Raw genomic sequence first — 22,659 nt, 5'->3', positions numbered from 1 at the left:
CGATCGAGCCGATCTTCGAAAGCCCGGCTCGAAGGAGGTCCGGCGACGGGGCCGTCCTGACGACTACTTGTCGAACACGCGCTGCAGAGCCGCCTGATCTTTCCGCGCGTCCTTGTCCGCGGGCAGGGCGAGCAGGGTGAGGATGCGCGCCTTGTCCGGCGTGAGGTCGCCCGCGAACACGGCGCCGGCCTTGCGCAGGGTGTTGCCGCCGCCCTTGAAGCCGTAGACCGGCAGCGCGCGGCCATCCGCGACCTTGGTCGCCACGATCACCGGCACGCCTTTGGCGATGACCTCGGCGATGGCGTCGTGCATCTCGGCATTGACGTTGCCCCAGCCATAGGCCTCGACCACGATCGCCTCGGCGCCGCTCTCAGCGGCGTGCCGCACCTGCGAGCCGTCCGCGCCGGCATACATCGCCACGAGATCGACCCGCGGCATCCGCTCCGGCAGCGGCAGGGTCTGGCGGCGCAGGGAGCGGCGGCCGAACACGACGCGATCCTCGTCCACGTAACCGAGGATGCCGGCCTCGCCCGAGTTGAAGGTCTCGACGTTGCTGGTGTGGGTCTTGCGCACCTCGCGGGCCGCGTTGATGCGGTGGTTGAGCGTCACCGTCACCCCCTGGCCGACCGCGCCCTCGGCCAGGATCTGGCGGGCGGCGTTGAGGAGGTTGCGCGGCCCGTCGGCATCGGCGTCGGAGGCGTTGCGCTGCGCGCCCACCAGCACCACAGGCTTGTCGCTCTTCAGGGTCAGGTCGAGGAAGTAGGCGGTCTGGTCCAGGGTGTCGGTCCCGTGCAGGACGATCGCCCCGCGGATGCCGGGATCGGCGAGCAGCGCGTCGATCCGGCGAGCCAGCGCCGGCCAGCGGTCCGGGCCCATATAGTCGCTCGGCACATTGCTGAACTCGGTGACCTCGATGGTGGCGATGTCCTTGAGCTTCGGCACCGCCGTCACGAGATCCGCGCCGGAGAGCGCCGGAACCGGCGCGTGGGTCGTCGGATCGAGCTTCATCGCGATGGTGCCACCGGTCGCGACCACGGCGATCCGCGGCGGTTCGGCGAGCGCCGGCCCGGCGAGCGCGATCAGGGCGGCGAGACCGAGGGCGGTCAGAGGTCCGGTGGTCTTCATCATCACGCGCGTTCTCTCCCGTCCACGGCCGGTCGTCGGGCCGGCTCGCGGGCGACCATGCGCGTGCGGGTGCAAACCCTCAACCCGGCCCGATCCGGATCTCCGCCAGAACCGGCAGGTGATCGGAGGCCTGCCGCGCCAGCGGAGTGTCCACCACCGCGACGCGCTCGACGGCGACCTGCTCGCTGACGAAGACATGGTCGATGCGCAGCAGGGGGAAGCGGCTCGGGAAGCTCGCCCCGCCGCGCCAGCGACGGTCCCCGGTCAGGCGGCGCGCATCGGTGAGGCGTCGGCTCAGCCGGCGGTAGGCGCGCGACCAGCCGGTGGCGTTGAAATCGCCGAGCAGCACCGTCGGCACACGGCAGGCGGGATCGCCGAGCCAGTCGGGTCCGAGCAGCGCCTCGGCCTGGGCGATGCGCTCCGCCCCGAGCAGCCCGAAATGGGTGGTGAGAACCTGGAGCGCAACATCACCCGCACTCACCTCGACCCAGAGGGCGCCGCGCGGCTCCAGGCCGGGGCGCTGCAGCAGGCCGGGCAGGGCGTCGGCGCGCTTGAGCCGCGAGGGCAGGTGGGTGAGCAGCGCGTCGCCGTAGCGCTCCTCCTCGATATGCAGGGCCGGGTGGAAATGCGCGAACATGCCGACGAGCCGCGCGATCTCCTCCGCCTGATCGAGGCCGCCGGTGCGCGCACGTCCGACATCGACCTCTTGGAGCGCGACGATGTCGGGCTCCAAGGCAGCGATCACCTGCGCGACCCGCTCCGGCGCCACCCGCCCGTCGGTGCCGCGGCAGTGGCGGACATTGTAGGTGACAAGGCGCAGGCGCCGCGACGCCACCGGATTCGGCGCCTCCGCCGCGATCCGTGGCCGCTCCTCCGTCTGCCCTTCGATTGGCTCCCCGCGCACGCCCCCTCCCCCGGCCGATCCCCGCGCATCCGTCTGCCAAGGACCGGAGAGGCGCGCCAACCGAACGCCGGGACCGGCCAACCGATCCCTGATCGCGGCACCGTCCGCGCGGCAAAACCGCGCCGACAGCCGTTTTCCGAGCTCGGCGGAACCGCATCGGGGATGACCTCTTTCGAAAGGGCGAGGCGCACGGTGCGGCGAGAGCAGGAGCGGATGGACGTGATGCGGACGAGAGAGGTGCGCGGGGCATGAGGACCGAGGCATGAGGACCGAGGACGCCAGCGCCCGCTACGTCGATCTCGATGCCTGGGGCGGGCTCGATATCCTCCAGGCGCTCTGGGAGGGCCAGCTCGCGGCGGTCGCGGCGGTGGGGCCGGCCCTGCCGGCGATCGAGGCGGCGGCGCGGGCCGCCGAGCCGGGCCTGCGCGAGGGCGGGCGGCTGGTCTATGTCGGGGCCGGCACCTCGGCGCGGATCGGCGTGCAGGACGGAGCGGAATTGCCGCCGACCTTCGACTGGCCGGAGACGCAGCTCGGCTTCGCCATCGCCGGCGGGGAGGGCGCCCTGCTGCGCGCCGTGGAGGATGCGGAGGATTCCGCCTCCGACGGGGCGACCTGGATCAGCCGTGCCGAGATCGGCCCGCGCGACGTTGTGATAGGGCTCGCCGCCAGCGGCTCGACGCCGTTCACCGTCGAGGCGCTGAAGGCGGCCCGCATCCTCGGCGCCGTCACCGTCGGCATCAGCAACAATCCCGAGGCGCCGATCCTGCGCGAGGCCGCCCACGGCATCCTCGCCGCGACCGGAGCAGAGGTGCTGGCGGGCTCCACCCGCATGAAGGCGGGCACGGCGCAGAAGGTGATCCTCAACCTGTTCTCGACTCTGGTGATGATCCGGCTCGGCCGGGTCTATCGCGGGCGGATGGTGGCGATGCGGGCGACCAACCGGAAGCTACGCGCCCGCGGCGTCGCCATGGTCTCCGAACTCGCCGGCTGCCCGGCGGAGACGGCCGCCGACGCGCTGACGCGGGCCGAGGGCGACATCAAGCGCGCGGTGCTGATCGCCGGAGGAATGAGCGTGATGCGGGCCGACGACCTGCTCAACCGCCACGACGGCAGCTTGCGCCGGGCGCTTCGTGAAGTGGGGCGATCATGACTGCAACGACCTCGATGACGACCTTCATGGCGCGGGAGATCGCCGAGATTCCCGCTGCCGCCGAAGCGGTGCTGGCGGCGGGCGAGGCGGCCCGCATCGGCGCGCGGCTGAGGGCCGAGAGTTTCCCCTTCGTAGTGGTGTGCGGGCGGGGCAGTTCGGGCCATGCCGGCGTCCATCTGCGCTACCTGATCGAGACGCGGCTCGGCCTGCCGGTCTCGGCCGCCGCGCCCTCGGTGGTGACGGGGTATGCCCGCCCGCCGCAGGTCGCGGGTGCGCTCTTCGTCGTGGTCTCGCAATCGGGCCGCTCGCCCGATCTCGTCGCGGCGACGCAAGCCGCACGCGCGGGCGGCGCCCTGACGCTCGCCCTCGTCAACGATCCCGACTCGCCGGCCGCGCAAGCCAGCGACCTCGTCCTGCCGATCCTCGCCGGACCGGAGCAGGCGGTCGCCGCCACCAAGACGGTGACGAACTCAGCCATCGCGGGCGCAGCGCTCGTGGCCGCTTGGGCCGGCGATCGGGAGCTGGAACAGGGGCTTTCCGCCATGCCGGAGCGGCTCGACCGAGCGCTCGCCCTCGACTGGTCGGCCTGGAGCGCCGATCTCGCGGAGGCGCCGACAGCCTTCGTCACCGGGCGCGGCCACAGCCTTGGCCCCTTGCGCGAGATCGCGCTCAAGCTCGCCGAGACCCTGCGCCTGCCGGCCCTCGGCTACTCGGCGGCGGAGCTGCGCCACGGCCCCCGCGCCTCCGTCTCGGCGGCGACGCCGGTCCTGGCCCTGCGCCAGGCCGACCCGCTGGCCGAGGGCGTGGACGATCTGGTGCGCGATCTGACCGCGGACGGCCTGCGGGTCCATGCCTGCGGCGGCCCCCTCGGCACGCTGCCCTGGATCGGGGACGGCCATCCAGCCTGCGATCCCATCACCATGTTGGTGCCGGCCTACCGCGCCATCGAGGCGGAGGCCCGCCGCCGCGGCCTCGACCCGGACAAGCCAACCGGCCTCACCAAGGTGACGGAGACGCTGTGATGAATCCGGATTTCGACAAGGCGAGCCTTTTCGCGGGTCCAGGGCAGAGCCCTGGGATCCCATCGGGGCGCTGCCCCGATACCCCGCCGAAGGGCTGATCCCTTTGGGAGCTCAGGATCATTGCGCCCTCGCCGTCGAGCGGGTCTTTGACGGCGAGCGGATGCTCGGCGACCGCGTCGTCGTCCTGCGCGGTGGGCGGATCGCCGACGTCACCGCCGAACCGCCCGCCAACGTGCCGCTCGTGCAGCTGCCGGCCGGCGCGGTCCTGGCGCCGGGCTTCATCGATTGTCAGGTCAATGGCGGCGGCGGGGTGCTGCTCAACGACGATTCGAGCGTCATCGGCATCGCCCGGATCGCGGCCGCCCACCGGAAAGGCGGTAGCACCGCCCTGCTGCCCACCCTCATCACCGACACGCGGCCGGCGATCCGGGCGGCGATCGAGGGCGTTGCCGAAGCGATCCGTGCGGGCGTTCCGGGCATCCTCGGCATCCACCTCGAAGGGCCTTTCCTGAGCCCGCAGCGGATCGGCATCCACGATCCCGGCCGCCTCGCCGAATTCGGCCCCGGCGATGCCGAGCTGCTCACCGGATTGGGGACGCGGGGCATCACCCTGGTGACCCTGGCGCCCGAGCGGGTGCCGGCCGGCGCGGTGGCGGACCTCGTCGCCCGCGGCGCACGGGTCTGCGCCGGGCATACGGCGGATGCGGGCCCCGCGATCCGGGCGGCGGTGGCGGAGGGGCTCACCGGCTTCACCCATCTGTTCAACGCGATGTCCCAGATCGGCCCGCGCGAGGCCGGCGCGGTGGGCGTCGCCCTCGCGGAAGAGGCGACGTTTGCCGGGATCATCGCCGACGGCCACCATGTCGGCGGCGACCAGCTTCGGCTGGCCCTGCGCCTCAAGGGGCGCGACCGACTGATGCTGGTGAGCGATGCCATGCCGCCGGTCGGCGACACCCGCGCGGACACCGCCTTCACCCTGTTCGGGCGCCGCATCGTCCGAACCGGTGATCGCCTCACCGGCGAGGACGGCACCCTGGCGGGCGCGGCGATCACCATGGCCGAGGCCGTGCGTCACATGCGCACCCACGGCGGCGCCTCCCTCGAAGAGGCCCTGGCCATGGCCTCGCTCACCCCAGCCCGCTTCCTCGGGCTCGATGCCCGGCTCGGCCGGATCGCCCCCGGCTTTGCGGCCGATCTCGTCGCGCTCACCGCTGAGGGCGACGTGCTCGGCACCTGGATCGGCGGGCAGCACGCCGCCTGAGTCGACCTTCGCTCTGTCGTCGCCTGATGTCGCAGGGGCGAACCCTGCGCGTTGCGGGAACGTTGGCGCGGCGCCATTCGACGGAAGCGACCGTGACGGACAGACCCATCGCCGACTACGCCGTGATCGGCGATACCTGCACCACGGCCCTCATCGCCCGCGACGGTTCGCTCGACTGGCTCTGCTGGCCCCGGCACGACAGTCCGGCTTTGTTCCTGGCCCTGCTCGACAGCGAGCGCGGCGGCGCCTGCCGCCTCGTGCTCGAGGATCTACGCGAGACCAACCGCCGCTACCTGCCCGGCACCAACATCCTCGAGACCACCTTCGTCACCGCCACCGGCCGGGCGGTGCTTACCGACTTCATGCCCTTGCATCCCCTCGAAACCGTGCCGGAGGAGGGGCCGGACGGCCGCGCCCAGGGCCAGGTGGTGCGTCGCCTCGCCTGCGTGTCGGGCCGCGTCGCCGGCCACTGGCGCCTGCACCCGCGCTTCGACTATGCCCGCGCCCCGACCGAGGCCTCGGCGGAGAGCGAGACCTGCGTCCGTTTCCGCGGCGGCGGTGACGCGATCCGCGCCGCCTGCACCCGGCCGCTTACCCTCCACGAGGGAGTCGCTAAAGCCGAATTCGCGCTGACGACCGGCGCCCGTGCCGACCTCGTGATCGCTCACGGCGAGGACGGGGCAGCGGGGGAGGGGGCGCTCGACGCGGTCGATGCCTCGCTCGCCGCCACGCGGACCTATTGGGAGGAATGGTCGGGCCGCTGCACCTATGATGGGCCCTATCGGGAGACGGTGCTGCGCAGCGCGCTCACCCTCAAGCTCCTGACCCACGGCCCCTCGGGCGGCATCGTCGCCGCCGCGACCGTCGGCCTGCCCGAGGCGGTACCGGGCAACCGCAACTACGATTACCGCTACGTCTGGATGCGGGATGCGAGCTTCACCGTCACCGCCTTCGTCAACCTGGGTTACGACCGCGAGGCTGCCGAGTTCCTACGCTTCCTGCGCGAAGCCGATGCCAGCCGGGGCCGCAACCTCCACCTGATGTACGCCCTCGGCGGCGAGGTGCCGCCGGAGGAGTGCCTCGACCACCTGCGCGGCTGGCGCGGCGTCACACCGGTCCGGATCGGCAACGCGGCGGCGGATCAGGAGCAGTACGACATCTACGGCGAATTCCTGGTGGCGCTGCACGGCTACCTGGAGGCGGTGGACTACGACCCGCCGGTCAAGGTCAACGACCACCTGCCCGAGGCGCTCGGCCACCTCACCGACCACATCCTGCGCGCCCGCCACGCCCCCGACCACGGCCTGTGGGAAATGCGGACGGAGAAGCGCCAGAGCCTGCACACCAAGGCGATGCTCTGGGTCGGTCTCGACCGCGCCGTGCAGATCGCCCGCTCCGATCCAAAGCACCGGCTCGCCGACGCGGAAACGATCGAGCGGTGGGAGCAGGCCGCCGCCGAGATCCGCGCGGAGTATCATGCGCGCGGCTGGAATCCGTCGCGCGGCGCCTACACCATGGCCTATGGGGCGGACGATCTCGACGCGGCGGTGCTGCGCGCCGTGCTGTTCGACGCCTTTGACCCGGACGATCCGCGCGTCGCGCAAACCCTCGAACGCATCGGCGCTGAACTCGGCGCGGGCGACCTCCTCTACCGCTACCGGATCGATGACGGCTTGATCGGCGAGGAGGCGACCTTCACCGCCTGCGCCTTCTGGCGGGTCGGCTGCCTCGCGCTGGCCGGGCGAGGTGATGAGGCGACCGCCCTGTTCGAACGGCTGTTGGCGCGGGGCAACGACCTCGACCTGTTCGCCGAGGAGATCGACGCGGAATCGGGCGAGCAGCGCGGGAACCTGCCCCAGGGCTTCACCCACATGGCGGTGATCAACCACGCCGTCCGCTTGGCCGCGGACGAGGGCGGGACCCGGACCGACGAGCCGGATTGCCGGGCGCAGCCCGAGGTGGTCCCGGCGTGAACGACATGACGTGACCTGTCCGATGAAATGACCTGTCCGATGAAATGACTTGGCCGGCGCGATCCGCGTCGATCGACACAAACCGGACCGATTGTCGGGTTAACCCTTCGTCCGAGGGGCGGCGATGCGGAGGTGATCCGATGCGAAGCTACAACCTGTTCCGTCGCCGGGGCCAGGAATCGCTCCTTTGCGCGGTCCCGGAGAGCTGCGCCGTGCCGCGCTTCGTCGGCGGACGGCGCTGGACCTTCGGCGGGCGAATCGACGGCAGCAAGAGCCCTCCGCCCGGATTCGACGACCGCGCCGCGGCGACCGCCGTGCGCTTCAACGGCTATTACCTGTTCCAGTGCCTCGACGAGGGCGGGACGGACCGATCGGCCGACCGGTCGTGAGCGCGTGCGCGATCGTGTCGAGCATTCCTTAACGGCCGGCATGGCAGATAGATCGGGCCGTCGGAGGGGCCGGAGACCGATCATGATGAGCGAGAAGCGCCAGGAGACGCGCAAGCGGACCTTCCTCAAGGGAAGGATCCACTTCAACAAGGGGGCGTCCAGCATGGACTGCCTCATCCGCGACTTCTCGGAGATGGGTGCGCGGCTGGAACTGAGCGAGACCAACACCCTGCCGGAATCGTTCGACCTCTACATCCCGCAGAAGGAAATGACCCTGCGGTCGAACCTGCGCTGGCGCCGCGGCGACGCGGTCGGCGTCGCCTTCGCGGAAGCCCATAAGCCTGCCTCCCCCGAGCCGGCACCGGCGACCGACCCGTCGATCGCCATCCTGCTGCGCCGGATCGCCGAGCTGGAGGCCGAGAATGCCGGCCTGCGCTCCGTCATCGCCACCATGGGCACCGGATCGGCGAGAGGTCCCCAGCTCGCCTGAAGCGACGCCCGCCCCCGCCAAGGCACGGGCGGACGTCGCTTGAACCGGATCAGGCCGCGGCCTCCAGCGCCGCCCGGATGCGCGCGGCGTGCTCGGCCAGTACGGCATTGTCGGCCATGCCGCCCTCGTGGCGCTTCAGCGGCACGCCGTCGTGGCGCGGCACGAGGTGGAAGTGCAGGTGGAACACCGTCTGCCCCCCCGCCGGCTCGTTGTACTGGAACAGCGTCAGACCGTCCGCGTCGAAAGCCGCCTTCACCGCGTGCCCGACCCGCTGCACCGTGCCGATCAGCGCGGCGAGCGTCTGCGGCTCGGCGTCGAGCAGCCCGCGCGAGGGCGCCTTCGGGATGACGAGGGTGTGGCCCTCGCCCTGGGGCATCACGTCCATGAAGGCGAGGCTGTGCTCGTCCTCGTAGACCTTGTGGGCGGGGATCTCCCCGCGCAGGATCTTCCCGAAGATGTTGTCCGGATCGTAGGGCGTCATCGCACGGCTCCTCGCAGAAACGGGCGGCACGTTGCACGGGCCGCAGTCTCCCAGCAACCTTGCTCCCAGCAACCTTGACCGCTCCGGCCGCGTTGACGCCCCCGTGACGGCGGCAGGCGATGTGAGCCTGCGCCGCACCGGCATCGTCCCGAAAGGTCGCTTCCGGCTTTCGGGGAATGCCGAAGCGGAACGATGCTCCAGGGAGCGGGCCATGGCCGAGAGCACGGGTGCGATCTACACGGCGGCGGGCGCCAACCTCGCCATCGCGGCGGCCAAGTTCGTCGGCGCCTTCCTGACCGGTTCGACGGCGATGCTGGCCGAGGGCGCGCACTCACTGGTCGACACCGCCAACCAGCTCCTGCTGCTCGTTGGTCTGAAGCGGGCGAAGAAGCCGGCGGATGCCAAGCATCCCTTCGGCTACGGGCGCGAGGTGTATTTCTACGCCTTCATCGTCGCCCTGTTCATCTTCCTCGGCGGCGGCATCTTCGCGATCTACGAGGGCGCGCACAAGATCGAGCATCCCGAGCCCATCACCGACTCGACGGTGTTCGGCGTCCACCTGTCCGGCTTCTGGGTGAACGTCGCAATCCTCGGCTTCGCCATCCTGGCCGAGGGGTACTCGTGCCTTGTCGCGCTCAAGGCGTTCTGGGCGGAGAAAGGCGAGCACGGCGCGCTGTCGGCGATCCACCGCAGCAAGGATCCGTCACTCTACACCATCCTCGTCGAGGATGTGGCCGCGCTGATCGGCCTCGTCATCGCCATGACCGGCGTGGTGCTCGCCCACATGCTCGACAAGCCGGCGCTCGACGGCTGGGCCTCGATCGGGATCGGCCTCGTGCTGATCGGCATGTCGATCTTCCTGATGATCGAGACCCACGGCCTGCTGATCGGCGAGGCCGCCGACCCGGACGTTGTGCGCACGATCCAGGCGGCGGTGCGGGAGGAGCCGGCCGTGCAGCATGTCAACGAGGTGCTGACGCAGCATCTCGGCCCGTCCGACATCTTGGTGAACCTCAGCCTCGACTTCGCCGACGACGTACCCGCGGGCGAGGTCGAGCGGACGGTGGCGCGGCTGGAGAGCCGCATCAAGGCGAAGAGCCGCAATGTCACCCGCGTCTTCATCGAGATCCAGGCACGGAAGGCCCACGCCGCGGGTCGCGCGCCGACCGACGCGCCCACCGGCCCCGACGCGGCCCCGCCCGGTTCGGCCGTGCCGGCCTGATCCCCTACCCCTCGCCGCCCTCGCGGGCGAGCAGGGCCGCCTTGCGCGCCGTGCCCCAACGATACCCTGAGAGCGCCCCGTCCGAGCGCACCACCCGGTGGCAGGGGATCGCGACCGCCAGCGCGTTGGCGCCGCAGGCCATGGCCACCGCCCGCACCGCGGCCGGCGCGCCGATGACGCGGGCGATCTCGGCATAGGTCGCGGTGGTGCCGGCCGGAATCCGGCGCAGGGCCTGCCAGACCCGCTGCTGGAAGGCGGTGCCGCCGATGTCGAGCGGCAGGTCGAAGGCGGCGCCCGGCGTCTCGACGAGGCGGACAACCGCGCCCACCGTCGCCGCGAAATCCGCCGCGCCCTCCGCGATCTCCGCGTGGGGGAAGCGCGCTGCGAGATCGCGCCGGAGCCCCTCTTCGTCGTCGCCGAGCAGGATCGCGCAGATCCCCCGCCCGGTTGCCGCGACCAGCACCCGCCCCAGGGCGCAGGGGCCGACCGCGAAGGCGATCCGCTCCCCCGCGCCGCCCTTGCGGTAGGCCGACGGGCTCATGCCGAGCCGCTCCGCCCCGTCCGCATAGAACCGGCTCGGCGCACCGTAGCCCGCCGCGTAGACGCTCTCGGTCACGCTCTTCCCCTCCGCGAGGCTGTCGGCGGCGCGGGCCGCGCGGTGCGCCTGGGCATAAGCCGCCGGCGTCACCCCGGTCACGGCCTTGAAGACGCGGTGGAAGTGGAACGGGCTCAAGCCCGACGCTCGAGCGAGCGCGTCGAGGGAGGGCGGCGTCTCCGCCGCCTCGATCAGCCGGCAGGCGCGGGTGATTTGTTCCGATTGCCGCTCAGACGGGGCCGGCTCGTCCGGCCGGCAGCGGCGGCAGGGCCGGAAGCCGGCCGACTCCGCTTCGGCCGGACCGGCATGGAAGGAGAGGTTTTCGGGCCGCGCCGCCCGCGACGGGCAGCCCGGCCGGCAATAGACGCCCGTCGAGCGCACCGCGTAGACGAAGCACCCGTCGAAGCCGGCATCGCGCGCGGCGACGGCCGCCCGCATCCGCGCCTCAGTGAGCGGCGCCTCGTCGGGCAGGGCGGTCTCGGATTCGGCGAGCATGGCTCCTCCGGGAATATTGGGATGAGCGATCCTGACCGAGCGACGCGAGCGGCGCATCCCGTCCCTTGCTGTCGAATCCCGATACCGCCGCAACCCCCCTCTCCCCGCATGCGGGGAGAGGGGCGCATCCCGGTTACGCCGCCGTGCGCCGCTCCACCATCCGCGCGAGGTAGGCCGCACCGAGGGGGATCAGGCTGTCGTCGAAGTCGAAGCTCGCATTGTGCAGGCCGGCCCCCGGCGTGGCACCGAGCCAGGCATAGGCGCCGGGCACCGCTGCGACCATGTCGGCGAAATCCTCGCTGCCCATGCGCGGCACGGTGTTGGCCTCGACCTTGTCGGGGCCGAACAGCTCGGTGGCGATTTCGGCCGCCGCGGCGGCCTGTTCGGGATGGTTGTCGAGGACCGAGAAGACGTCGCGCAGGTCCACCTCGATAGTGGCGCCGTAGGCCGTGGCGAAGCCCGCCGCCAGCTCTCGGATGCGGCGCGCAATCAGCTTGCGCAGATCCGGGTCGAAGGTGCGCACGGTGCCGGCGAGATGCGCGCCCTCGGGGATGACGTTGTAGGCCGCGCCCGCATGGATCTGGGTGATCGAGACCACCGCCGATTTCAGCGGGTTGCTGTTGCGGCTGACGATCGACTGCATCGCCTGTGCCAGCCCCGTGGCAACCACGATCGGGTCGATACCCTGATGCGGCATCGCCGCGTGCGCGCCGCGGCCGGTGATGCGGATGTCGAAGAAGTCGGCCGCCGCCATGATCGGGCCGGGCTTCACCTGCAGCACGCCGTGCGGCCCGTGCGGCGCGTTGTGGATCGCGTAGATCTCATCGACCGGAAACTTCTCGAACAGGCCGTCGGCGATCATGGCGCGGGCGCCGCCCAGACCCTCCTCCGCCGGCTGGAACACGAACACGGCGGTGCCGTCGAAATCCCGCGTCTCGGCAAGGTAGCGGGCGGCGCCGATCAGCATGGTGGTGTGCCCGTCATGCCCGCAGGCATGCATCTTCCCCGGCACGGTGGAGCGGTAGGGGAGGTTGGTCTCCTCGGTGATCGGCAGGGCGTCCATGTCGGCGCGCAACCCGATCCGGCGCGAGCCCGGCCGGCCCTGCAGCACGCCGACGACGCCGGTCTTGCCGAGGCCCCGGTGGACCTCGATGCCGAACCTTTCGAGGTGCTCGGCGACGATGCCGGAGGTGCGGACCTCCTCGAAGCCGATCTCGGGATGGGCGTGGAGATCGCGCCGCAGGGCGGTCAGCTCGTCGGCATAGGTGCGGATGCGGTCGATGACAGTCATTCGCTTGCGTCCTCACAGGTCCGGCGGAAGGGCGACATCGCCTCGTACTCGGCCATCGCCGCGCGCACGTGGCGGCGCTCCCGCTGCAGATAATCGCCGACGGCACGGGCCAGTGCCGGATCGGCGATGTCGTGGGCCGAGTACATCGGCACCGGGCGGTAGCCGCGGGCGAGCTTGTGCTCACCCTGGGCGCCGGCCTCGACCCGCTTCAGCCCGCGGGCAATCGCGAAGTCGATGGCCTGATAATAGCAGACCTCGAAATGCAGGAAGGGGTGATCCTCGATGCAACCCCAGTTTCGGCCGTACAGCGCCGTGTCGCCGATGAAGTTGATGGCCCCGGCGATCGGCCGGCCGGCATTCCGGGCGATCACCAGCAGGATGCGATCCGCCATCCGCTCGCCGATCAGCGAGAAGAACGTCCGGTTGAGGTAGGGCCGGCCCCATTTGCGGGCGCCGGTATCCTGGTAGAACTCGTAGAAGGCGTCCCAGTCGGCCTCCGTGATGTCGGCGCCGGTCCTGTGCTCGACCGTGATCCCCCGGCTCAGGGCGTCCCGCCGCTCGCGCCGGATCGCCTTGCGCTTGCGCGAGGCGAGCGCCCCGAGAAAATCCTCGAAGCCGCCATAGCCCTCGTTCAGCCAGTGGAACTGCTGGTCCATGCGCGGCATCATCCCGAGCGCCTCCGCCTGCACGGCCTCTCGCTCGCGCAGGAAGGTGAGGTGAATCGAGGAGGCCTCGGTCTCGGCCCGCAGGGCACGCAGGCCCGCGACGAGGGCCGCAGCCGCCGTGTCGGGATCCTCGCCGGGCGCGACGAGGAAGCGGGGGCCGGTCACTGGCGTGAACGGCACGCTCACTTGGAGCTTCGGGTAGTAGCTGCCTCCGGCCCGCTCGTAGGCATCGGCCCAGCCATGGTCGAACACGTATTCGCCCTGGCTGTGGGATTTGAGGTAGCAGGGCGCGGCGCCGACGAGCCGGCCCTCGCGCTCGACGCGGACATGCAGAGGCAGCCAGCCGGTGCGGCGGGAGACGCAGCCCGCCTCTTCCAGCGCCGAGAGGAAGGCGTGGGAGGTGAACGGGTTGAAGGTCTCGTCGCCGGCGCCCAGCGTCTCGGGGGAGGTGGCGAGCGCGTCCCACTCGGCCGCGTCGAAGCGGGCCATGCCCGGCACGGCGCGCACCTGCAGGACGGGCTCGGAAGCGTTCGCCGTCGCGGGGGTGGTCATGGTCGCCAAGGTAGAGCGCTCGAGCGCGGAAGTGGATACCGGATCGGCATCGGCAAGGCGCGACAAAACGGGAGCCGCCCTCGATCCAACTCTCCTCCTCATCCTGAGGTGCCGCGAAAGCGGCCTCGAAGGATGAGGCGGTGGGTCGGGGTTCGGTCATTGCTGGTGAGTCGGAGGCCCGCACAGCTTGCTCCGGCCCCTGCCGCGCGCCCATATCACATCCATGTGCGGGCGCTTCTTCATCGGCCAGCCGCCGGAGGTCTACCGCGCCCTCTACGGCTACCCGGAACAGCCGAACTTCCCCGGCCGCTTCAACGTGGCCCCGACCCAGCCGGTGCCGGTGGTGGTGCGGGAGCAGGGCGAGCGGCACTTCCGGCTGATGCGCTGGGGCCTGTGGCCGGGCTGGCTCAAGGACCCGTCGGACTTCCCCACCCTGTTCAACGCGCGCATCGAGACGGCCGCCGAGAAGCCGGCCTTCCGCGGGGCGCTGCGCCACCGCCGCTGCGTCTTCCTCGCCGACGGCTTCTACGAGTGGCGCCGCGACGGAGAAGGCAGAACCGCGACGAAGACGCCCTTCGCCGTGCGCCGGGCCGACGGGGCGCCGATGGCGCTCGCCGGCCTGTGGGAGCCCTGGATGGGCGCCGACGGCTCGGAGGTCGATACCGCGGCGATCGTCACCTGCACGGCCAACGGGACCCTCAGCGCGATCCACGAGCGGATGCCGGCGATCCTGGCGCCGGAATCGATCGGCGCGTGGCTCGACGCGGCGGTGGATGCCCCCGAGGCGGCCCGCCTGTGCCGGCCCTGCCCCGACGACTGGCTGCGGCTCGATCCGGTGAGCGAGCGCGTCAACAGCGTGCGCAACGACGATGCCGCGCTTCCCGAGCCGCTGGCCGCGCGCCCGCCCGCGGCCCCGGCGCGGACGCCAGCCGTGCAGGGCGAGCTGTTCTGAGGGACGGGCTGCCTCAGGCCGCCTCTCCGCCCCCGGCGAGTTCGGCTCCGAACCTCTCCGCGGCGTAGGCCTCGAGGTCGAAGTCGTCGTCGGGGACGCGGAACATGAAGCGTTCGGCGATCTCGGTCAGCAGGATGTCGGGCCGGACCCGCTCGACATAGGACCAATCGACCGAGGTGCTCCAGACGAAATGCACCTCGGAAAACGTCTCGGCCAGCATGATGGTGAGCATCAGCGGGGCGAAGTGCGAATACGAATCGCCGAACAGGACGAGACGGCGCGGGTCGCGCGCCGCGGCATTGGCGTAGATCACGTGCGAGCCGACATGGAGCGTGTCGGCCCGGCCGGCCGCCTCCCGCGCCGCCACGATCGGGCTGGCGTAGCGGCGCACGGCGTCGCGCTGGATCGTGTGGAGCCGGGTCTGCTCGGTGCGGGGCGGATCGAAGCGCCCCCCGAGGTCGCCGGAGATCTCGGTCTCGTGGAAGCCGCGGCTCGCGAGATCCGGGCAGGGCTCGGCCCGCAGCGTGCGGCAGATCGCGCGATAGGCGAGATGGCAGCCGGCGAAGGTCCAGTGGCTGTCGGTGCGGTAGAACAGATCCTCGCCCGCCCGCGCCGCCCGCATCGGCGCGACGAGGTCGATGCAGGTCCGGCGCAGGACGCGCGTCGTCGGCCATTCCCGCAGCCAGCCCTTCAGCCGCGAGAACCAGCGCCGCCGCGGCAGGCCGCGGATCAGGCGGCGGGCCGGGGAGAGGCGGGGATCGACCGCGATCCCGTCGAGGAAGTTGTCGTAGACGCTGAGCTTTTCCGGGACGACGAGGTGGTGGTAGGCGATGCCGAGCCCGCGCGCCCGCGCCGCGCGGGCGGCGATGCGCTGGCGCCACAGCTCGCTCTGGTGCGCCATGAAGCCCGACGCATTGAACTGCGCGATGACGTTGTTGCTGCCGGCCACGACGAAGAGCCAGCCGTCCTTGCCGACATGGATGTGATCGGTGGCCGTGTCCGACACGAAAATCCCGTTCTTCTCAACCGTCTTCGCCGATGCCGAACGCGCGGGCGGGCCGAGGCTCCTACAGGCCCCGGTTGCTCCAAGGCAAATGCTGCGTGAGCCGGCAATGCGCGGCGGGCCTCGCCCGCAGCGCTGTGCTAAAGCATCGTGCCGGATATCCGATCCGGCACGATGCTCTATCCGTTTGTTCACGCATCGTCATTTTCCGAAAGTCGGCGGCCACCTTTCGGGACGATGCTCTCGCCGTATTGCGAATGTCTTGAGCGGGTGACGATCCGCGAGGAGCGGAATTGGACGAGGCAGGATTGCAAGAGACCGGACCGGACGAGGCAGCGGCCCATGCGCGGCGGATCGAGGAGGGGCTCGTCCTCACCTGCGACGCCGCGCGCCTCTACCGCGACGGGGGCTTTGCCGGCGAGGCCGCCCTGCTCGACCGGCTGCGGGGGCGGGTGAGCCGGCAGACCGAGGTGATCGGCGAGGTCTTTCCCGGCTTTCCCGCGCACGATCCCGAGCCGCCGCGCCTCTACGGCGGCAGCGCCGCTTTCCGCGTCAAGCAGGGCGCCGCGCTCGCCGCCCCGCGCCCGGTGGGGCCGCCCTCGCTCCTGTGCGAGACCCGCGACGTCCGGCTCGCCGGCAACGCCCTGTTCCACGTCGCGGACGGCCAGCCGCAGGTGCTGTTCGAGACCTTCCGACCGCAGGAGCGGCACGTGGTGCCCGGCCCCGGCCCCGATTTCCTGCACGTGGACGAGACCGTCGCCGAGGCCGGTCCCGTCCTCCTCCTCAACTCGGCGGGCTCGTTCAATTACGGCCATTGGCTGATCGACGACTTGCCCCGGCTGCGCGCCCTCAAGGACTTGCGTGCGCACCGGCCAGGTGAGCCGGTCACCGTGGCGCTCGTCTCCTACTTCCCGCATATCGACGCAGCCCGACGGCACTCGATCGCGCTGTGTCTCGGGAGGTCGAGCGGCGTCTCGATCCGCTTCCTCGACCGCGACAAGTCCTATCACTTCGCCCGCCTCTACCACGCCACGCCGTGCAGCCTGCCGAGCACGGGCAAATCCCCGCACGCCCTGCGCTTTCTCACCCGGCAGGTGCGGGCGCGGACGCGCCTGCCGCGCGCGCTGTTCGGGCTCCGGCGGCTGGCCGGGCGGGGCCGGCGCCTGTTCGTCGACCGGCATCCGGGGCGGGGGCGGGGGCTCGCCAACCGCGAGGCGGTGCTCGGCCTGCTGCGCGGCCTCGGCTTCGACGCGTTCGATCCCGAACTCACCAGCGTGCGGCAGCAGGCGGTGCGGTTCTCGGCGGCCGAGATCGTGGTCGGCATCGCCGGGGCGGGCATGGCCAACACGGTGTTCTGCCGGCCCGGCACGCCGGTGATTCACCTCGTGCCGGAGGGCTGGGAGGACCAGTTCTACGGCGAGATCGCCACCGCCTGCGGCCAGGGCTACGCGGCGGTGTTCGGCCCCCGGATCCCGTCGGACGCGCCCGAATACCTTCGCGATTTCGCGATCGACCCGGAGGTCCTGCGCGAAGCCCTCACGGCGGAAGGTCTGCGGTAAGGTTCCGGGATTCCAAAGGGACCATCCCTTTGGGGGGTATCGGGGCAGAGCCCCGATCTTTCCCCACCAAGGCTCAGCGCGGGCGCCGCAATGTCCGGCCGGCGGCCTTCGCCTCCTTGCGGAACACGCCGACCAGCTCGACATGGGCCGACCATGCGAACTGATCGACCAGCGTGACCCGCTCCAGCCGGTAGCCGCCGGCGATCAGGGTCGCGGCGTCGCGGGCAAAGGTGCCGGGATCGCAGGCGACGCCGACGACGAGGGGCACCTTCGATTCCGCGATCCGGCGCACCTGCGCCTCGGCTCCGGCCCGCGGCGGATCGAACACCACCGCATCGAGGACGTCGAGTTCAGGCCCGAGCAGGGGGCGGCGGAACAGGTCGCGGGCCTCCGGGGTGATCCGGGCGAAGCCAGCCCCGGCGCGGTAGGCGCGGGTGAGGGCGGTGATCGACGCGGCCTCGCCCTCGACGGCATGGACCTCGCGGCCCCCGGCGGCAAGCGCCAGGGCGAAGGGGCCGCTGCCGCAGAACAGGTCGGCGACGCGGCGCACCTTGGCTTTCCCCTCGTCCAGCGCCTCCAGCACCAGGGCGGTCAGCGCCGCCTCACCGGCCTGCGTCGCCTGGAGGAAGCCGCCGGGCGGGGGCACGCGCCGGGCCGGGCCCTCGCCGACTTCCGGCGGACGGCGCTCCACCACCACGTCGCCGTGGATCGAGAGCCGGGCGAGGTCGAGTTCGCCGGCAAGCCGGGTGAGGACGCCGCGCACGCCCTCGCTCACCTTCCCGTGGCCGCGGATGTCGATGTCGAGGCCGGTGACGGTCGCGGTAGCGGCGACGTCGAGCGGCTTGCGGCCGTGCCCGAGCGGGGCGGCCAGCGCCTGCGCCACCGCGGGCGCCCGGTGCAGGCCCGGCACGGTGATCGGGCAATGGTCGATCGGAACCAGCGCGTGGCTGCGCGCCGCCATCAGCCCGGCCTCGGCCCGGCCCTCGATCTCGCGCACATGCAGGGTGATCCGCCGCCGGCCGGTGCCGCGCGCGTCGACGAGCGGCCGCAGGTCCGTCTCGATGCGTGCCTGCGCCAGCGCCCCGGCGACGATGCCGCGCTTCCACTCGGCGTAGAGGGTGGGCGCGAGGTGCTGCACGGCACAGCCACCGCAGGCGGCGAAGTAGGGGCAGAACGGCGCGATCCGCTCCGGCGAGGCTTCCTCGACGGCGACCAGCGTGCCGACGCGGTCGCCCCGGCGCACCCGCACCCGCTCGCCGGGCAGGGCGCCGGGCACGGGGAGCCCGTCCTCGCTGATGCCGTCGCCGCGGGCGCCGAGCCGGGCGATGGTCAGGGTTTCTTCGGGGCGGCTCTCTTCGGTCACGTCGGACATGTCATCCATCATGGGAGGAACGCCTCGCGGCGACCAGGAACTCGCGGTTGCCGTCGCCGCCCTCGATCGGGGAGGGGATCGGCCCGGCGACGGTGAAACCGAGGCCGACGAGCACGGCGCGCACGCCTTCGCAGACCTCGGCATGGATTTGCGGATCGCGCACGAGGCCGCCGCGGCCGACGCGCTCGCGGCCGGCCTCGAATTGCGGCTTGATCAGCGCGGCGATGGCCGCCTCATCGGCAAGCTGCTCGGTAACCGCCGGCAGAACCAGCCGCAGGCCGATGAAGCTGACGTCGATGGTGGCCAGACGCGGCGCGGGCTGGATCGCGCCGGGGACGAGCCCACGGATATCGGTAGCCTCCAGGCTCGTCACCCGCGGGTCGGCGCGCAAGCGCGCGTCGAGTTGGTCGCGGCCGACATCGACGGCGTGGACATGGGCGGCACCGCGGCGCAGTAGCACGTCGGTGAAGCCCCCGGTCGAGGCACCGACATCGAGGCAGGGCAGGCCGGTGGGGTCGAGGCCGAAGGCATCGAGCGCCGCCGCGAGCTTCAGGCCGCCGCGGGAGACGTAAGGGTGGGGAGCCGTCGCCTCGATCCGCGCGCCTGCGCCAATGGGGTCGGAGGGACGCGCGACGAGGCAGCCGTCGGCGCGGACGAGGCCGGCTTCGATCGCCGCCCGCGCCTGCGCCCGGCTGCGGAAATGCCCGTTCTCGACCAGGAAAAGGTCGGCCCGCCGCCGCTCACCCGTCATCGGGTCCTTCCTCTTTCGAAAACCGCTCCGCCGCAGCCGCGACGGCCGCCCTGACATCGGATCCGGGCCGATCGCCGCGGGCCTCGATTCCGCACCGGCTGTTTTACGAGAACCGGTCATCGCCCCTCGGAACGATGCGCAAGTGATCGGACGGATAGCCCGTCCCCTGTCGAAACGCACCGCTTCGCGTTACCTAGAGCATCACCTGAGACGGCGCGTGCCGGCTCGTCCGATCAAGGGCGATGCGAAATCCGCTTTTGCCGGGTAGCCTGGATCGCGCACCGCCTCAAGCGGTGGCGGGATGCCGGACGGGACCGCCGGGTCGCAGCAACGGAGTGAGTCGGTTCATGAGAGGTGCCATCATGCAAAGGGCCACGATGCCTGCTGTCCGCCACATCCCCTTGGTCGCAGCCCTGCTCGCGGGCCTTGCCGGACCCGCCTTCGCGCAAGACGCCAAGGAGGCACCGAAGGAAGCGCCGAAGGAGACGGCCCAGCCGCCCGCCAAGGCGGAGGCTGCGGGCGCGCCGCAGACCTACGAGAGCGGGATCACGAACGGCAAGGGCGAGACCATCGGCAAGATCATGATCCGCGACGGGGCGAATTCGCTGGCCATGCGGGTGACGATTCAGCCCGGCGGCCTGCCTCCGGGCTGGCACGGCATCCATTTCCACGCGGTTGGCGACTGCTCGGACACCGAGAAGTTCGAGAAGTCGAAGGCTCACGTGAATCACGACCAGAGCAAGCACGGCCTGCTCAACCCCGATGGTCCGGACGAGGGCGACCTGCCCAACGTCTACGCCAACGCCGACGGCTCGGTGAACGCGGAAGTGTCGAGCGAGACCCCGCTGACCGGCGAGGGCGGCCTGCGCGACGGCGACGGCTCGGCGCTGATCATCCACGCCAACGAGGACGACCACACCAGCCAGCCCATCGGCGGGGCGGGCCCACGGATCGGCTGCGCGGTGATCAAGTAAAGGCGACGCAAAACCCTCCCCCTCTGCGGGGGAGGGTTCCTCTCCGTGCGGGCTACCGCTTCAGGCTCACCACGCTGCCCTCGCGCTGCACCGCCTTCTCCGGCAGAGCGGCGCGCACGGCCTTGAGGATGCCCTCGGCGTCGAGACCGGCCTCGGCGTACATCTTCTCCGGCTTGTCGTGGTCCTGGTACAGGTCCGGCAGCGTCAGCGTGCGAACCCGGACACGGCCCGCATCCAGAACGCCCCGCTCCGACAAGAGGTGCAGCACCATCGCGCCGAAGCCGCCGACCGAGCCCTCCTCCACCGTCACCAGAACCTCGTGGTGCATGGCCAGATCGACGATCAGCTCCGCGTCCAGCGGCTTGGCAAAGCGCGCATCGGCCACCGTCGCCGCAACACCCTCCGCCTCCAGCGCGTCGGCCGCCTTCAACGCCTCCGACAGGCGCGTGCCCAGCGACAGCAGCGCCACCCGCGCGCCCTCGGGGCGCCGCACCACGCGCCCGCGGCCGATGGCGAGCGGCTCGCCCCTCTCCGGCAACTCGACGCCGACACCCTCGCCGCGCGGATAGCGCAGGGCGATCGGGCCCGAATCATGCGCGTGGCAGGTCGCCACCATGTGCACCAGCTCGGCCTCGTCGGCCGCCGCCATCACCGTCATGTTCGGCAGGCAGCAGAGATAGGCCAGATCGAACGCACCCGCATGCGTCGCCCCGTCCGCGCCGACGAGACCGGCCCGGTCGAGGCAGAAGCGCACGGGCAGGTTCTGCAAGGCCACGTCGTGCACGACCTGATCGTAGGCCCGCTGCAGGAAGGTCGAGTAGATCGCCACGAACGGCTTGTAGCCCTCAGTGGCCAAGCCGCCGGCAAAGGTCACCGCGTGCTGCTCGGCGATGCCGACGTCGAAGGTCTTGTCCGGATGCGCCTTGCCGAACAGGTCGATGCCGGTGCCGCCGGGCATCGCCGCGGTGATCGCCACTACCTTCGGGTCGGCATCGGCCGCCTTGATCAGGCTCTCGCCGAACACCCGCGTATAGGCCGGGGCGTTCGCCTTGGCCTTGGCCTGGACCCCTGAGACCACGTCGAACTTCACCACGCCGTGGTAGCGGTCGGCGGATGCTTCAGCCGGCGCGTAGCCCTTGCCCTTCTGCGTCACCACGTGAAGCAGGATCGGGCCCTGATCCGAGTCGCGCACGTTCTTCAGGACCGGCAGCAGATGATCGAGGTTGTGCCCGTCGACGGGGCCCACATAGTGGAAGCCCATCTCCTCGAACATCGTGCCGCCGCCCACGATCAGCGAGCGGGCATACTCTTCGGCCGCCGCCGCGCGCTGGTAGAGCGCCTTCGGCAAGAGCTTGCCGAGCTGCTTGGCGGTCTCGCGGAGCGAACGGTAGGTGCCGCCGGAGGCCAGCCGCGCGAGGTAGGCCGACATGGCGCCGACGGGCGGCGCGATCGACATGTCGTTGTCGTTGAGGATGACGATCAGGCGCGAGTGCAGCGCGCCGGCATTGTTCATGGCTTCATACGCCATGCCGGCCGACATCGAGCCGTCGCCGATCACCGCGATCATGTTGCGGCGCTTCGGCGCCGGGCCGCCCTTGGCCTTGGCCTCCGCCTCGTCGAGGTCGCGGGCCACCGCCATGCCGAGCGCGGCGGAGATCGAGGTGGAGGAGTGCGCCGCGCCGAAGGGGTCGTACTCACTCTCGGAGCGCTTGGTGAAGCCCGACAACCCGCCGCCCTGGCGGAGCGTCCGGATGCGGTCGCGCCGTCCGGTGAGGATCTTGTGCGGGTAGCACTGGTGCCCGACGTCCCAGACGATGCGGTCGTCGGGGGTGTCGAACACGTGGTGCAGGGCCACGGTGAGTTCGACCACGCCCAGGCCCGAGCCGAGATGGCCGCCGGTGATCGACACCGCGTCGATCATCTCGGCGCGCACCGCGTCGGCCACTGTCTGCAGCTCGCTCTCCGGCAGAAGCCGGAGACGATCCGGCGTCTCAAGACCCTCTAGGATCGTCGTGTCCGCTAGTGCCACCGGACCAGCCTCATGCCCGAAGTGAGGAACAGCGCGCAAACCCTTGCGCGCGATGAGTTTCGTATGGATTCGAACCGCACCCGGCCGCCTACTCGATATCGAGCGGCGCGGTGCCCGCGGCCCGGCCGTCCGGCCCGATCGCGATCTTCTGGATGCGCGCCTCGGCCCGCTTCAGCAGCGTCTCGCAGTGCCGCTTGAGCGCCTCGCCGCGCTCGTAGATCGCCACCGACTCGTCGAGGGGCACGTCGCCGCGCTCCAGCCGGCGCACGATCTCCTCGAGCTGCTCCATCGCCCGCTCGAAGGGCAGATCGTCCAGCGCCGCCGCCGACGCGTCGGGTGTATGATCGTTCATCCGGATTCCTTTTGGCGCGCGTTATGACGGGCGACGTGCGGTCGCACAAGCC

21 protein-coding genes are annotated in these 22,659 nt (G+C 71.4%); 10 read left to right on the top strand and 11 right to left on the bottom strand.

The window, feature by feature from the left end; translation table 11 throughout:
- Nucleotides 1-63: 63 nt before the first annotated feature.
- Complete coding sequence (locus LPC10_RS22090; protein WP_231344390.1) at nt 64-1,128, bottom strand: asparaginase; 1,065 nt, start codon at nt 1,126-1,128, stop codon at nt 64-66.
- 76 nt (nt 1,129-1,204) lie between these two features.
- A complete protein-coding gene (locus tag LPC10_RS22085) occupies nt 1,205-1,984 on the bottom strand; it encodes an endonuclease/exonuclease/phosphatase family protein (protein WP_231347120.1) in 780 nt (259 codons plus the stop codon).
- Between the two features lie 307 nt (nt 1,985-2,291).
- On the opposite strand from LPC10_RS22085, the gene LPC10_RS22080 reads away from it, so the two are divergent.
- The 6 genes from LPC10_RS22080 to LPC10_RS22055 all read left to right on the top strand — a co-directional run bounded on the left by LPC10_RS22080 (nt 2,292) and on the right by LPC10_RS22055 (nt 8,314).
- Nucleotides 2,292-3,179 (top strand): N-acetylmuramic acid 6-phosphate etherase, encoded by an 888-nt coding sequence (locus tag LPC10_RS22080; protein WP_166060796.1) that lies wholly within the window; start codon nt 2,292-2,294, stop codon nt 3,177-3,179.
- Nucleotides 3,176-4,201: an SIS domain-containing protein gene (locus tag LPC10_RS22075; RefSeq protein WP_231344389.1), complete on the top strand. Its 1,026-nt coding sequence runs from the start codon at nt 3,176-3,178 to the stop codon at nt 4,199-4,201. Before LPC10_RS22080 ends, LPC10_RS22075 begins: the two co-directional genes overlap by 4 nt.
- Nucleotides 4,202-4,361: 160 nt before the next feature.
- A complete protein-coding gene (gene nagA, locus LPC10_RS22070; protein ID WP_370644741.1) occupies nt 4,362-5,462 on the top strand; it encodes an N-acetylglucosamine-6-phosphate deacetylase in 1,101 nt (366 codons plus the stop codon).
- A gap of 92 nt (nt 5,463-5,554) precedes the next feature.
- The gene (locus LPC10_RS22065; protein ID WP_231344387.1) at nt 5,555-7,435 is read left to right on the top strand and encodes a glycoside hydrolase family 15 protein; all 1,881 of its coding nucleotides are present in this window, start codon (nt 5,555-5,557) and stop codon (nt 7,433-7,435) included.
- A gap of 140 nt (nt 7,436-7,575) precedes the next feature.
- Nucleotides 7,576-7,824, top strand: a complete 249-nt coding sequence (locus tag LPC10_RS22060) for a hypothetical protein (RefSeq protein ID WP_231344386.1) — start codon at nt 7,576-7,578, stop codon at nt 7,822-7,824.
- Between the two features lie 82 nt (nt 7,825-7,906).
- The gene (locus LPC10_RS22055) at nt 7,907-8,314 is read left to right on the top strand and encodes a PilZ domain-containing protein (RefSeq protein WP_231344385.1); all 408 of its coding nucleotides are present in this window, start codon (nt 7,907-7,909) and stop codon (nt 8,312-8,314) included.
- A gap of 49 nt (nt 8,315-8,363) precedes the next feature.
- Here the strand turns inward: LPC10_RS22055 and LPC10_RS22050 are convergent, their stop codons facing one another.
- Nucleotides 8,364-8,795 (bottom strand): HIT family protein, encoded by a 432-nt coding sequence (locus LPC10_RS22050; protein WP_231344384.1) that lies wholly within the window; start codon nt 8,793-8,795, stop codon nt 8,364-8,366.
- Between the two features lie 211 nt (nt 8,796-9,006).
- Here LPC10_RS22050 and LPC10_RS22045 point away from each other — a divergent pair, with 211 nt between their 5' ends.
- Entirely contained in the window at nt 9,007-10,017 is a 1,011-nt protein-coding gene (locus LPC10_RS22045; protein WP_231344383.1) for a cation diffusion facilitator family transporter, read from the top strand.
- 4 nt (nt 10,018-10,021) lie between these two features.
- On the opposite strand, the gene ada is transcribed toward LPC10_RS22045, so the two are convergent.
- From ada to LPC10_RS22030, 3 genes are all read right to left on the bottom strand, one after another.
- Entirely contained in the window at nt 10,022-11,107 is a 1,086-nt protein-coding gene (ada, locus tag LPC10_RS22040) for a bifunctional DNA-binding transcriptional regulator/O6-methylguanine-DNA methyltransferase Ada (protein WP_231344382.1), read from the bottom strand.
- A gap of 133 nt (nt 11,108-11,240) precedes the next feature.
- Nucleotides 11,241-12,398, bottom strand: coding sequence for a M20 aminoacylase family protein (locus LPC10_RS22035; protein WP_231344381.1), 1,158 nt, complete (start codon nt 12,396-12,398; stop codon nt 11,241-11,243).
- The gene (locus LPC10_RS22030) at nt 12,395-13,615 is read right to left on the bottom strand and encodes a GNAT family N-acetyltransferase (RefSeq protein ID WP_231344380.1); all 1,221 of its coding nucleotides are present in this window, start codon (nt 13,613-13,615) and stop codon (nt 12,395-12,397) included. The genes LPC10_RS22035 and LPC10_RS22030 overlap by 4 nt, the downstream gene beginning before the upstream one ends.
- Nucleotides 13,616-13,838: 223 nt before the next feature.
- Here LPC10_RS22030 and LPC10_RS22025 point away from each other — a divergent pair, with 223 nt between their 5' ends.
- Complete coding sequence (locus LPC10_RS22025) at nt 13,839-14,567, top strand: SOS response-associated peptidase (RefSeq protein WP_231347119.1); 729 nt, start codon at nt 13,839-13,841, stop codon at nt 14,565-14,567.
- Nucleotides 14,568-14,580: 13 nt separating this feature from the next.
- On the opposite strand, the gene LPC10_RS22020 is transcribed toward LPC10_RS22025, so the two are convergent.
- Complete coding sequence (locus LPC10_RS22020) at nt 14,581-15,573, bottom strand: hypothetical protein (RefSeq protein WP_231344379.1); 993 nt, start codon at nt 15,571-15,573, stop codon at nt 14,581-14,583.
- A 305-nt stretch (nt 15,574-15,878) separates the two neighbouring features.
- On the opposite strand from LPC10_RS22020, the gene LPC10_RS22015 reads away from it, so the two are divergent.
- Nucleotides 15,879-17,129 (top strand): DUF563 domain-containing protein, encoded by a 1,251-nt coding sequence (locus LPC10_RS22015; RefSeq protein WP_231344378.1) that lies wholly within the window; start codon nt 15,879-15,881, stop codon nt 17,127-17,129.
- A gap of 73 nt (nt 17,130-17,202) precedes the next feature.
- Here LPC10_RS22015 and LPC10_RS22010 read toward each other — a convergent pair whose 3' ends face one another.
- Both LPC10_RS22010 and LPC10_RS22005 read right to left on the bottom strand, forming a co-directional pair.
- Nucleotides 17,203-18,513, bottom strand: coding sequence for a class I SAM-dependent RNA methyltransferase (locus tag LPC10_RS22010; RefSeq protein ID WP_370644599.1), 1,311 nt, complete (start codon nt 18,511-18,513; stop codon nt 17,203-17,205).
- Nucleotides 18,503-19,252, bottom strand: a complete 750-nt coding sequence (locus LPC10_RS22005; RefSeq protein WP_231344375.1) for a TlyA family RNA methyltransferase — start codon at nt 19,250-19,252, stop codon at nt 18,503-18,505. Before LPC10_RS22005 ends, LPC10_RS22010 begins: the two co-directional genes overlap by 11 nt.
- Before the next feature lie 362 nt (nt 19,253-19,614).
- Between LPC10_RS22005 and LPC10_RS22000 the strand changes: the two genes are divergently transcribed.
- Nucleotides 19,615-20,226, top strand: coding sequence for a superoxide dismutase family protein (locus LPC10_RS22000; protein ID WP_231344373.1), 612 nt, complete (start codon nt 19,615-19,617; stop codon nt 20,224-20,226).
- Nucleotides 20,227-20,278: 52 nt separating this feature from the next.
- Here the strand turns inward: LPC10_RS22000 and dxs are convergent, their stop codons facing one another.
- Together dxs and LPC10_RS21990 are read right to left on the bottom strand one after the other, a co-directional pair.
- A complete protein-coding gene (gene dxs / locus LPC10_RS21995; protein ID WP_231344372.1) occupies nt 20,279-22,255 on the bottom strand; it encodes a 1-deoxy-D-xylulose-5-phosphate synthase in 1,977 nt (658 codons plus the stop codon).
- An 88-nt stretch (nt 22,256-22,343) separates the two neighbouring features.
- A complete protein-coding gene (locus tag LPC10_RS21990; protein WP_108941996.1) occupies nt 22,344-22,607 on the bottom strand; it encodes an exodeoxyribonuclease VII small subunit in 264 nt (87 codons plus the stop codon).
- Nucleotides 22,608-22,659: the final 52 nt, after the last annotated feature.

The sequence above is a fragment of the Methylorubrum sp. B1-46 genome (assembly GCF_021117295.1).
In the GTDB taxonomy this organism is placed as follows: domain Bacteria; phylum Pseudomonadota; class Alphaproteobacteria; order Rhizobiales; family Beijerinckiaceae; genus Methylobacterium.
Note: the sequence above shows the minus strand (reverse complement) of the source record. Positions and strands in the feature narration are given on the sequence as shown.

Bases quoted from the DNA above. Each gene is read 5' to 3' on its own strand.
- LPC10_RS22000 (WP_231344373.1), top strand. From the start codon at position 19,615: ATGCAAAGGGCCACGATGCCTGCTGTCCGCCACATCCCCTTGGTCGCA.
- LPC10_RS22080 (WP_166060796.1), top strand. From the start codon at position 2,292: ATGAGGACCGAGGACGCCAGCGCCCGCTACGTCGATCTCGATGCCTGG.
- LPC10_RS22045 (WP_231344383.1), top strand. From the start codon at position 9,007: ATGGCCGAGAGCACGGGTGCGATCTACACGGCGGCGGGCGCCAACCTC.
- LPC10_RS22025 (WP_231347119.1), top strand. From the start codon at position 13,839: ATGTGCGGGCGCTTCTTCATCGGCCAGCCGCCGGAGGTCTACCGCGCC.
- nagA (WP_370644741.1), top strand. From the start codon at position 4,362: ATGCTCGGCGACCGCGTCGTCGTCCTGCGCGGTGGGCGGATCGCCGAC.
- ada (WP_231344382.1), bottom strand. From the start codon at position 11,107: ATGCTCGCCGAATCCGAGACCGCCCTGCCCGACGAGGCGCCGCTCACT.
- LPC10_RS21990 (WP_108941996.1), bottom strand. From the start codon at position 22,607: ATGAACGATCATACACCCGACGCGTCGGCGGCGGCGCTGGACGATCTG.
- LPC10_RS22050 (WP_231344384.1), bottom strand. From the start codon at position 8,795: ATGACGCCCTACGATCCGGACAACATCTTCGGGAAGATCCTGCGCGGG.
- LPC10_RS22035 (WP_231344381.1), bottom strand. From the start codon at position 12,398: ATGACTGTCATCGACCGCATCCGCACCTATGCCGACGAGCTGACCGCC.
- LPC10_RS22060 (WP_231344386.1), top strand. From the start codon at position 7,576: ATGCGAAGCTACAACCTGTTCCGTCGCCGGGGCCAGGAATCGCTCCTT.
- LPC10_RS22090 (WP_231344390.1), bottom strand. From the start codon at position 1,128: ATGATGAAGACCACCGGACCTCTGACCGCCCTCGGTCTCGCCGCCCTG.
- LPC10_RS22075 (WP_231344389.1), top strand. From the start codon at position 3,176: ATGACTGCAACGACCTCGATGACGACCTTCATGGCGCGGGAGATCGCC.
- LPC10_RS22055 (WP_231344385.1), top strand. From the start codon at position 7,907: ATGATGAGCGAGAAGCGCCAGGAGACGCGCAAGCGGACCTTCCTCAAG.
- LPC10_RS22005 (WP_231344375.1), bottom strand. From the start codon at position 19,252: ATGACGGGTGAGCGGCGGCGGGCCGACCTTTTCCTGGTCGAGAACGGG.
- LPC10_RS22030 (WP_231344380.1), bottom strand. From the start codon at position 13,615: ATGACCACCCCCGCGACGGCGAACGCTTCCGAGCCCGTCCTGCAGGTG.
- LPC10_RS22010 (WP_370644599.1), bottom strand. From the start codon at position 18,513: ATGATGGATGACATGTCCGACGTGACCGAAGAGAGCCGCCCCGAAGAA.